At 49.1% G+C, this 10,853-nt stretch carries 6 protein-coding genes; 1 reads left to right on the top strand and 5 read right to left on the bottom strand.

Going from position 1 to position 10,853, the window contains the following annotated elements:
- The first annotated feature begins 658 nt into the window (after nt 1–658).
- Nucleotides 659–868: a hypothetical protein gene (locus Q2J39_RS09460; protein WP_288340363.1), complete on the top strand. Its 210-nt coding sequence runs from the start codon at nt 659–661 to the stop codon at nt 866–868.
- Between the two features lie 177 nt (nt 869–1,045).
- Here Q2J39_RS09460 and Q2J39_RS09465 read toward each other — a convergent pair whose 3' ends face one another.
- From Q2J39_RS09465 to Q2J39_RS09485, 5 genes are all read right to left on the bottom strand, one after another.
- Nucleotides 1,046–4,396: a beta-N-acetylglucosaminidase domain-containing protein gene (locus Q2J39_RS09465; RefSeq protein ID WP_288340365.1), complete on the bottom strand. Its 3,351-nt coding sequence runs from the start codon at nt 4,394–4,396 to the stop codon at nt 1,046–1,048.
- A gap of 891 nt (nt 4,397–5,287) precedes the next feature.
- Nucleotides 5,288–7,363: an MGH1-like glycoside hydrolase domain-containing protein gene (locus tag Q2J39_RS09470; protein ID WP_288340366.1), complete on the bottom strand. Its 2,076-nt coding sequence runs from the start codon at nt 7,361–7,363 to the stop codon at nt 5,288–5,290.
- On the bottom strand, nt 7,323–8,354 hold the full coding sequence (locus Q2J39_RS09475) for a hypothetical protein (RefSeq protein WP_288340368.1): 1,032 nt from the start codon (nt 8,352–8,354) through the stop codon (nt 7,323–7,325). The genes Q2J39_RS09470 and Q2J39_RS09475 overlap by 41 nt, the downstream gene beginning before the upstream one ends.
- A 187-nt stretch (nt 8,355–8,541) precedes the next feature.
- Nucleotides 8,542–8,754: a hypothetical protein gene (locus tag Q2J39_RS09480; RefSeq protein WP_230268228.1), complete on the bottom strand. Its 213-nt coding sequence runs from the start codon at nt 8,752–8,754 to the stop codon at nt 8,542–8,544.
- Nucleotides 8,755–8,931: 177 nt separating this feature from the next.
- On the bottom strand, nt 8,932–10,029 hold the full coding sequence (locus tag Q2J39_RS09485) for an iron-containing alcohol dehydrogenase (RefSeq protein WP_230268229.1): 1,098 nt from the start codon (nt 10,027–10,029) through the stop codon (nt 8,932–8,934).
- Nucleotides 10,030–10,853 lie beyond the last annotated feature (824 nt).

A 10,853-nucleotide genomic window follows, 5' to 3' on the forward strand; every position in this document is an offset into this window, starting at 1 on the left:
TATTTCGAATTTCTTGATCTGTCTGTAAAGTTTTCAAAGAGCCATCTGTTTGTGAGAAACTCGATGTCTCTCACAAGGCTTGCTTATCATATCATCTGCAGAAATCTCTGTCAACAGCTATTTGTGAATTTCTTCATGATTTTCACTTAAGCTGTTTTCTTCGATATCTAAAGGTGATTTGACGACTGAGAGAAGCAATTCCCCTCAGCGCTCAACTATAATAACACGGGCATCGAAGCGATGCAAGCATTATTTGTGAATTTTTAAAATATTTTCACATTAGCTGAACGATCTGTTTTTCTCTCTCGCGTTTTTTTGCTGGAGAAGAAAAACAGCCTTCTATTTATACCGCAGCTCCCGCTATCGTGCAAGCAATAAGGTGCGTTTGATCCCACTTTTTTTCATGCTTTTTTCCGCGCAGTTTTTCGCTCCGTTTTCGGGCTTTGAAAACGGCTGGAATCGGATGTTGAGAAGCTGGAATTTTTGAGGAGTGAAGCGGGTGCAGACAAGATAAACAGGAAAGAGAATCCGGACGAGCATCTGGTACAGTCTGCGAATAGCCTGTCAATGGAGACAGCGGACTGAAAATTGAGGCTGCGGATCAGGAGGCTTACGGAATCTTTGAGCCGTTCAGGCCGAAGGCAGAAGAAAAAGGCAGATGAAAAAGGACAAAGAAGAAAGAGGAAGGAAAACTTTTTCTGATTCAGGCTGTCTCAGGCTGGATTTTTCTTCTGCCTCCATAGCCTTTTGGCCTGTCGTTTTTTCTCCCGCTGTCCGTGGTTCCGAAAGTTTCCACAAAGAAAAGGACCGGCATCTGCTCATGGATGAGCGGATTGCCGGTCCTTATGCATTTGCAAAATCACTCTGAATCTGCACAGGGCCTGATTTCTGTGCAGTACGTCCTGAAGATTCAATTCTTTGATTCATCTGTCCGGATTGCCTGCACGGTCTGTACAAACCGAAATTGGTTTTGTGTTTCTTTTTCGGGATTTTCCTGTGTCCTTACGTGCTCTTCAGCACTCTACAGGATCAGGAGCAGCTCCGATTATTTTGGAAGCTCGCCGAGATGCAGGCGCAGATTGAGAAGCGCCTGGTTGAGCGCTTTTGCGGCTTCGTCGATTTCTTCCTGGCTGTCGTGCTGAGCAAGAACGTCTTCGCCGGCATCGACTGCTTTGACTAAGGCATCCCAGCCTTTGGCAAAGTCGTCTTCTGTAAGTGTATCGGCTTTAGCGAGTGCGGTTTTCAGCAGGGTGGTATCGAAGAGTTCCGGTACGACTGGCGGCATGATCGTATTTTTGATCAGTTCGTCGGTCGGACGTACAACAACTTCCTGAATGGCAGCAGCTTCGCCGGCACTGAGGTCGAGACGTACGGCTTTGATTCGTTCGTTGATATCGAAGCTCTTGTTTTCTGCATCGAGCGTTCCAGCTTCTTTCCAGTTTCCGTCATACGTCTGCACGCTGACTTTGGCATTGGACACGCCGCTCTGCAGGATCTGCAGGGTTTTCACGCTGGTGATTGCGGAGAGGTTGTAAATCACATAGTCGCCCTCTGCCGGGGTTTCTACGGTAAACGCGGTATTGAGGTTGACGTCGCACAGCGATCCGATATTTCCGGCGGTGTTGGTCGAACCAATGTTCAGAGCTGTATTGCCGCCGGTCGATCCGCTCTGCTGAACGTCGATTTCATAAACCTGAATCCAGTTGGAATCGTGAGCCTGCGCCGCAACGAAGCGGACATAGCGAGCCTTTTTGCCGCCGACTTCAAAGCTGGCCTTAGCCTGAGTGTTTGATCCGCTGGTAACGGATTCGTAGCTGGCTACCGGGAGATCTTCACCGACCGTTTCCCAGACAGCGCCGTCTTCTGAAATCTGCAGGCGTGTAGAAGAGAAGCCGTCAATTCCGTTTGCGGCGCCTTTCGGGTTGCCTCCAAACAGGATGGACGCGGTTCCGACTGGAACTACAGTTCCTAAGTCAACCTGGAAATAGTCGCCGTTTGAAGCCGGAGCGTCGGACCAGTATTTTGTGGACGTATTGCCATCCACCGCATTGGCTGGTCTGTAGTTTTCATAGTACGAACCGTTGCAGACGTTGGTGGAAGCTGTCATCTGTTCGATCGGTTTGAACATGCCTTCGGCACTGATCACGAAGTTTTCGAGAACGAGCGGTGTCGTCGATTCGTTCACAATGCGGACATAGGTAACGTCCATGTTATCCATGTCTTCAGTAAAGGTTGTCCAGTCGCATCCGTTTGGCGAATATTCCAGACGGGTATTTTCCGGAAGTTCTGCAGTGAAGCTGCTGATCTTGGTCAGTTCGCCAAAGGAGAATCCGGCATAGCCGCCGTAGCCAAGGGTCGCACTGAAGGTGGCCGATGGCGAACCGGCATCATCAGAAATGGTTCCGGTAATTTCCGGATCCGAAGAAATCAGATGCGGTTCTACAGATACATTGAGCGCAGAGCGGAATGCGGCCTGCATTTTGGTGCTTACGCTTCTCAGGAACGGCTTAATGAACTTTTCGCAGATTTCTGCGGTTGTCTTTGTCATGTTTCCGTTGCGATCCATGGAATTCACTTTTAAAGCGTCGACCTCCGTAAGCAGACTGGAAACGGTTGTCTGGGCTGTGGTCATACCTTCAGCGTTCAGATCGAGAGCAGCCAGGAATCCATCCATGGCAGCCTGTCCAGCCTGTCCAAGCTTTTCGTAGCCGTCCAGATGTACAGAAATATCTCCCATAAGGAGTTCGTCGTCCATGCCTTTCAGCTCGACGGCATCGTCTTCCATCTGTTTAAATTCGGCTTTCAGATCCATAACCGCTTCGCGGATTCCTTTGCCTGAAGCAATAGCTGTGTCAAGAGCCGTTAATTTTGGCTGAAGTTCCTTAGATTCGCCGACTTTAATGTCTTCAAAAGTATGTCCGCTGGTGTTGTCTGCGAAACGGGCAAATGCAGCGGCATGTTCTTCGCCGGCCACTTCCTTGATGGCGCGCAGCCAGGATTCATGCGACTGGAAACCCGGGGTATTCCAGGAGTAATCCGCGCCCTGATACAGGGCAACTTTGGAAGCCTGCGCCTGGTTCATCGGGTTCATATAAAAGCCGGCCAGTCCTGTGACATTCGGATCCACGAGGGAGGCATCGAGTTCGCCCATGAGCAGGCGTCCATAGCCCATATCGTTTACTGGATAGTTGAACCAGAAGGCTAACGGCTTATCGTAGCCGACATTGTTTTTTGGGCCGTTGAAGGAATTGGCTCCGCAGACACCGCCGGTATTCAGACCGGTCCACATCAGGGTAACGTCGTCATCGAGCGTATCCAGGAACGGTTTCAGGTAGGTCTGCCAGCTCGAGCCCCAGCCGTCGGTATAGCGCTTGGCTACCGTCAGCATGTTTCTTACGTCTGGATGTTTTTCCTTCATGTAGGCATTGACGCGGTTGATGATCGTCGCCTGTTCGGTACCTTCATTGTTTCCGCCCAGGTCGTCGTAGGAAATACCAAACTGTCTTACGCCAAGGGAATACAGCTGTTCCAGTTTGGCAATCAGCTTGTTGTAATCCTCGTCACCGCTGTAGTTGAATCCATTGCCTGGATGGACGCACCAGATAAAGTGCAGGTTGTTTTTCTGAGCTTCTTCTACGAGCTCATGAATCTGCTGCGCCTGATCTTCTGGATACAGATCTCTCCATCTGTCCTTGTGATACGGGTCATCTTTTGGCGCGTAGATATACGTGTTCATCTTGAACTTGGCGGTATCCTGGATGATTTTCTTTCGGTTTGCGAATGTCCATGGGATACCGTAGAAGCCTTCAATGGCTCCGCGCAGCAGCATATCCGGATAGTCCGAAATGGAGACTTCCGCAAAGCGGCCGTCTTCTGTGGTCTGCTCAAGGAGCTGACCGAGGGTCAGGACACCGTTATACACACCGTCCTGGTCGTGACCGGTAATGACGATCGTGCCTTTGGAATTTGCATCATTATCGGATACCAGAGCATAGCCCTGTTCTTTTGTGGTGCCTTCGAGCGTGCTGTCGCACTCGTCGCAATGGTCTGCGTCATCGCTCAGAAGAATTGTTGCATGGTCCGGGGAAACCTGGTCCGTCACCTGATAGGAAACGCCAAGATCGTCAAGAATGGTTTTCAGACGGTTAAGCGTAACTTCATTCTTTGTGCCGTGGACAACGATATCGACCGTTCCCTGCAGCTTCATGCCTTCCGTTCCGTCATATTCCAGAGACTGGGGTCTTGGATAGACCGAAACTTCAGCGGGTTCCTGATCCTGCTTCTCTGCAGCTGTATTTGCCAGAACAGAGACTGGACCGCACACCGTACCGGCCGTAACGCTCAGCGCCGCAAAGGTCGTATACAGTCTGCTCCAGGATTTTTTATTCTTTTTCATTCCAATCCTTTCTTATCCGCGTCCAGATGTTCTTCCGCCTGCCCTTATTCATGGCGGAAACGCTCTGTCGGCGGATCGCCTTAGACTTGCGTCTTTTCGTACAGAAAAAATGATATTCATCTCGCATTTTCTTTTTGCCCGTTGGTTCGATCGAACCGAAAATGCAAAAAGGCCATAAACGATAGGAAAAGGCCATAAACAATAGAAAGAACAGTCCCCAGGACGGCACAACGATCTGCCCGATCGGCCTGCCTGCTTTCTGTTCCTGTTTTTTCTCTGTATTCGCATTGAGGGAGGGGGATGCGAAAATCGCATTCACGCCGGACGCCCGATGTCCGGTCTGCCCTTTTGCTTTGCTGTTTCCAGAATTTCCCTTGGGAAAATCTGTCGCTTATCGCTCCCAGAAAATTGGCCCGTCTTTGATACGGCCCCCTTTTCTGGACTAGAACAGAAGAAATAGATGTTCAGCTTCCCTCAGAGTCCATCTCCAGTCTAACGATTTTCGTTTGCCTTTCCAATACGATCGGGCAAAAAATGTTACCCCTTTCAGTCATATATCCAAATCCAAGCATAATAATTATAAACTCGTTGCAATTTTCGATTTACGTATTCACAATTCATTCCGCAGCTTTCTTATTTATCCGGTGTATAGAAACAAACAGGACAGACCACAATTGCTGAAATGAAACTCAGCGTGTTGCAGTCTGTCCTGTTCAGCAAAACGATTCTTCGAAAATCGCGGAGAGAATTTCCGTATAATTAAGCCCTGGCTGCTGGCTTTGCGGACTAGGCTGCCAGTTTTGCGTACGCGTTTTCTATTGAAAAAGCCCGTCCAGCTTTCTGGCTGAACGGGTCAGAGTTACAGAGTTTCATCCGATTTGGAAATTGGGATTATTCGGTCAGACCGTAGAACAGATCCTGATCAAGGTGTTCCCAGTTCCATCCGGCCTGAATCAGGTAATCGCGTTCTTTATCCGTGCTGGTGTAATGGTGTGCCCCTGCCTGGGTCTTCGCGGATAAGCCTGCGCTCGGGTTGTAAAGGCGGTGGATGACTACGCTGTGTTCATCATCTGCTTTAGCGGACATGAACTTGGCGCCTTCATTTTTCCAGCCCAGTTTTTCGAGTGCTTCGATTTCCTTCTTGTTGGCGGTGTAGTGGTGTTCACCGGAGTTGCTGTTGTAAAGTCTTACCATTTCAGTGCCCTCTACTGGGGCAATCCAGGCGATGCCTTCTTTATTCCATCCGATGGAGCCGAGTACATCGTATTCGCGCTTGTCGGCGGTAAAGAGGTGTTCCCCGTTGTTCGGGTTATAAATGCGGTAGATGTTCTGACGCAGAGAATTCATGGCTTCCTGGAGCGCATCCCTGGCGTTCAGAAGCTCTTCTTCGGTTGTCTTCTTATTGGCAACGGCATCCTTGGCTGCCTTGAGGGCATCGGAGAGTGCCTGATAGGACTTCTCGGTGTAATTGCTGCTGTTTAAAGCACCGGCTTCTTCAATCAGCTTCTGCAGATCGGTTCTGCCGTCGTATTCCGGAATTTCGAACTTTTCCTGAGACGTCGTGGTGTTTCCGGTTACCACGTTCTGATACAGCTGGTAGTAAGCGGAAGCGGACCAGGAGAAGTTTTTCGTATGGAGGCCTTCACCGGTTTCCGGGTTGTAGTTTTCGCGGATGGCGCCATCGGAAAGCAGACCTTCTACGTTTTCAAACAGCTTGCGGGTCATCTGACTGACTTCACTTTCGTAGCCGTAGTTCTGCAGAGCTTCGACGCCGAATAATGCCTGGTCCATCCAGACCGGTCCTCTCCAGTATCTGGACGGTGCATATTTGTCGTTGTCCTTGGAAGCCGTCGGGAACGGAACATTCGTATTGAATTTTCCTGGATCCATCATATTTTCGACAACGTGCGCGGCTTTGTCGGCCGGTGCCAGTTTGGCCCAGAGAGGAATCCAGCCTTCGGTTCCTTTGCCGCGGTTTACAAGCAGCTTCTTAACGGAGCCGTCTTCGTTAGTCTGCAGATCGTAATAGAATCCGGTTTCTGCATCATACATTTTGGTATTGATGTAATCGCCAAGTTCTCTGGCTTCTTTTTCGTAAACTTCCGCATCCTGCGTATAGCCGATTTCATCAGCGATTTCCGCAAGGAAGCCTTTTTCTGCGTACAGGTAAGCGTTCAGGTCAACGGATTCCTGGTTGATCGTGTAGCCGATCTGATCGCCTTCATCGTTGCAAACGGTGTAAACCTGAATACCGATATCGTCCTTGCCGTTTCCTTCAATATCAAAACGGGTTGCGTTGTCCATTCCGCTTTCCCATGCAGCCGCTTCAAGAACCGCTTCGGGGCAGACGACTCTTTCGCCGTTCTTGTCGAGAACCTGTCCGTCTTCGCCGACAATTCCAACGCCTTCAATAACGGTTCCTACCGGGTAGCCGTAGCCGGCCCAGTCGTAGCAGACTTCATGAACCATGCCGCCGTATTCGGCAACACCGTTCTTATCAATGTCACGGTTGGTGTACCACCAGTTGTGATAGGCTTTCAGCTTCGGATACATTTCCTTGAGGAATTCCTTGTCGCCTGTCTGACGGTAGACGTTTGCAACGGCCCATGCAGCCAGAGGCGGCTTGGAGTTGCGTTCGTTCCAGTTGCCGCCGTCTCCTCCGCGGTCTTCGTTCTGGTTATAGAAAATGCAGTCGATGATGGCGCCGGCATCCTGCGGACGGACTTTATCATCGTCCTGGATCTGGTAGTCAAAGAGGGCTCTGACGTTGTTTTCCGCAAGGTCCTTATCAAAGACAGCGGTCGATACAACCTGTTTCCAGGAATCCCACGCCCACATGCCAACGAACCATTTATAGGACATGGACGGTACAACGCCGTCATGCTTCAGAGCACCGGCAGCGGAGAACCAGTTGGTAGTCAGCGTTTCAATGCATTTTACAGCTGCGCTTGTAGGGGGTTGTTGCATTGTTTCCGTTTTTGAAGATGGTATCGACATAGCCCTGCCAGCGATCCGTGTTGGCTTCGAAGGCAGCGTCCGGATTGGAAAGGAACGTATGACTCTGCGCTTTCTGTTCGGTTCTTTCTTCATCGGTAAATGTCCAGGACTGTGTCTGGTTAACTGTGTAGGACTGGCCGGCAGGAATAGTAACCGGTTCTTCCTTTGTAATGGTGTAGGAAAGCTGATCGTCAGAAACGGTAACATCGAGATCCTTCTGGTCGAGAACAATGTCGAAGGAGTTTTCGCTGGTCGTCATGTAGTTCCAGGTGCTTCGAATATCCTGGAAGTTCACTTTGACGCCGTCTTTCTCAGCAGAGAGGGTTGCACCTGTCTTGCAGTTGGGGTTATTCGCATACTGCCACCAGGAGAAAATGTGACCATCCCAGGACAGTTTCAGTTTCAGATCGTTTTCCGAATGGTTCTGGATTTCCGCTTTGATCAGTGCGGTTCGGTTGTTCGCAAAAATCAGATTCAGAACGAGGGAAAGATCTTCACTGATTTTGTAAACCTGTTCCAGACGCCCTGGATAATAGGCGGTTTCTGGCTGAATCTTGCTCAGATCAATATTCGTCACGGTATTGTTCTGATCGACAAGAGCAAGATCGATCTTGTTGATCGAGTCGGACAGATTGACCGGATACTCTTCGGCAACAATGACCGGTCCGGCAAATCCTCCGTGGGTCTGGGTGGCTTCTTTGTTGGGGAGATAGTAGCCGTGCCATGCCCCCTGGTCCGAAAAGTTGTTAAACCAGTTGGTGCTGTAAGAGCCATAAATCACTTCGGTCGGATTGGCATGGATGTCCAGCACGTCTTTGAAATCAGTCAGGGGCTGACTGTAGTCAGAACTGTTCTCCTGAGCAAAAACAGTCTGGAGCCGTGCGACCTGTACGCCGAAGCAGGCCATAGCGCCTGCCAGCACAGCGGACAGGCAGCGTTTCACAGTGTGTCTGTAGTTCATGTGTTTTTCCTTTCTTTCACTCTCTTTGAAAAGGCATTCCTAATCAAATATATTTTCGGCAGATATGTAATCCCTTTCCATTCGAATCTATACTTCCGTTCGTAGACAATTTCGTCAACCTGTGTTTGATGAATGTTATCTTTGTCAATTTAATGCGGTAACGAATTTTAAAGCTAGTCGAATCTGGTCAGAAAAGTTTGCTTTTTCCGGGATTGTTTACTTTGAAAGGTGCAAGATCCCCACAGCATCCGCATTCTCCCGCAAGCAATTCTCCGGCCAGAAAGAGCCGAATTTCTTTTCCTGAAACGATTCGTTTGAAAAAAAGTCCAGCCGCACGCCAGAGTTCTGAATGGCGCAATTGTTCCATTAAAACAGATTGCGGTCCGATGCGAAAACGCATTCTTTTTCTGGACTGCGGCAGTCGATCTGGGTTCCAATGGTCGGAAGCCCAATCCGTTTTGCTTCCTGATTTTTCCAGACGAAAAAGACGCCGTGCAAGGACTGTAAATCCTTAACACTGCGTCTTTTCGCTATTTCTTTTCAAACTGGACTCAAATCAGCCGTCGACTCTTGCCGACTATCTGGCATCCAGTTCGATCGCCTGTTTCAGAATGGCTTTCTGTTCCTTGTTTTCCGCCAGAGCGAGCAGTTTCTTCCTGTGTACTTTCAGGCCGCTCTCTTTTAACGTCAGCGGAATTTTGGTCGGCTCCAGGCCGGCTTTCAGAGAAGCGAGTGCGTCTTCAAATGTCGTCACCTGCGTATCACTGCCCGTATGCTGGGCGAGCGTGTTTGCGATATGAATGACTTCGTTCTTGTCGGCATCCTCAAGCGTATTCAGCCATGCGAAGAAGAGAACGGACTGTCCGGTGCCGTTTGGAAGAGAGTCATTAAAAGCGATTTTTTCGCCAATCGGCTCCACGGGGTTTTCTGGAAGCTTCAGATCTTTATGGGCATGGCAGCCGATACTGAACAGCTGGGTTCTTGCCTCAATATCGCCAATATTGCGCGAAAGCGCAGCTGCGGTATCGACCAGTTTTTTCAGCAGTTCCAGAGCCTGCGTTTTCTGTTCATCTTTTAACACCAGACTGGCGAAAAAGAGGCGGGCGTACAGGATAAAAATCTGGTTCATCGTCGGATAAAACGGATACTGCGACTCACAAGGATCCAGAATCGCAAAAGTACTCTTGAAAAATGGAGAAACCATCGTATGCCGCTTTCCGCCGCGAACGAGCGTGCACTTCTGGCCTAATTCACTGCCGGAAGCTGGATCGGTCAGAACCGCACCGATCACCGCTGCTTTCTTCAGTTTCTTTTTTCCATTCCAGAGGTCCTTGAGATCGCCTTTGACGCCCAGCCCGCCGGCGATGCCTTTTGCACACTGCAAAGTCGATCCGCCGCCAAGCGAAAGAATAATGTCGCACTTTTCCTTACGGGCAATTTCAACACCGCGTACTACGGAATCGTACTTAGGATTCGGCAGGATCTGTCCCATATTGGCATGAGGGAATCCCGCTTCATTCAAAAGGAGACGTACGGTCTGCAGCAGGCCGTCTTCCACAGGCCGATGGCCGTGAACCAGAAGGACTTTCGTTCCGTATTTTCTGAGTATTTCTGGCAGTTCATTTAAAGTCGACGCGCCGCTTCGAACATCGGTAGTAATTGGAGTTTTTGACATAACTGTATTCCAGCCGGCTGCTGTCCATTGGGATCCATTTCCCCGTAGAAGAATAATAAAGACCGTTTTTCAAAAGGCAGCGAAAAACGTATACCGACACAAAAAGATCGGAAAGAACCGATTCATTCGTACAGCCGACTGACCTTTCTTTATATCAATTCTGACAAATGCGTGCAGAAAAGCCCGGTTCATACCCGACTTTTCCTGACTCCATCTTTGTAAAAAGAACCCGAGGAGGATTCTATTTCTGTCCTTTTCGATAAATCGAACAGGATTTGAAGCGATACAGTTTTCAGATTTTTATCGCCAGAATAAAAGCCAGAGTGAGAAAAAGCCAGAGTGAGAAAAGGAGAAGGACAAAAATTCATTTATAGGCAGGCTATAAAAAAGAGCCACAGAGTGACTCCTCCAGTGCAGTCCGGAAACATGCACCTTTCTCGCTCACAATAATCCTTAGTCTCAGCTTCCGATTCCACCTTTTTTGAAGTGTTCTCTCCAAAAAGAGTAAAAGATCACGAAAAACAGTTTTCTTTTCGCGCGCTTTTACCTGCATGCCATCAATTCAGACAGCCACTAAGCGGCAGAACGTTTAAAGCGGTGTACATTCTTCGTTGATCCCTTCATCCAAAAATCCCTGGTTCATGCATGAATAGAAAAATTTTGCTATTCGCTCATCCGATTTCGTTATTTTCATTCGTGAAAAGCACTCCAAACGTTTTCGCTAATCAAAACCGAGCATTTTGATTAGCGAAAACCATTCAGGCAGTCCGCAAAAAGTAAGCGTCAAATAAAAGACGGGTATTTTCTCGACCGCCTCCTTGGGA

This window comes from uncultured Allobaculum sp., assembly GCF_948576815.1.
Classification (GTDB): domain Bacteria; phylum Bacillota_I; class Bacilli_A; order Erysipelotrichales; family Erysipelotrichaceae; genus Allobaculum; species Allobaculum fili.

Excerpts from the sequence above, each read along its gene's own strand:
- Q2J39_RS09460 (WP_288340363.1), top strand. The coding sequence starts at position 659 with ATGAAAAAGGACAAAGAAGAAAGAGGAAGGAAAACTTTTTCTGATTCA.
- Q2J39_RS09465 (WP_288340365.1), bottom strand. The coding sequence starts at position 4,396 with ATGAAAAAGAATAAAAAATCCTGGAGCAGACTGTATACGACCTTTGCG.
- Q2J39_RS09470 (WP_288340366.1), bottom strand. The coding sequence starts at position 7,363 with ATGCAACAACCCCCTACAAGCGCAGCTGTAAAATGCATTGAAACGCTG.
- Q2J39_RS09475 (WP_288340368.1), bottom strand. The coding sequence starts at position 8,354 with ATGAACTACAGACACACTGTGAAACGCTGCCTGTCCGCTGTGCTGGCA.
- Q2J39_RS09480 (WP_230268228.1), bottom strand. The coding sequence starts at position 8,754 with ATGCGTTTTCGCATCGGACCGCAATCTGTTTTAATGGAACAATTGCGC.
- Q2J39_RS09485 (WP_230268229.1), bottom strand. The coding sequence starts at position 10,029 with ATGTCAAAAACTCCAATTACTACCGATGTTCGAAGCGGCGCGTCGACT.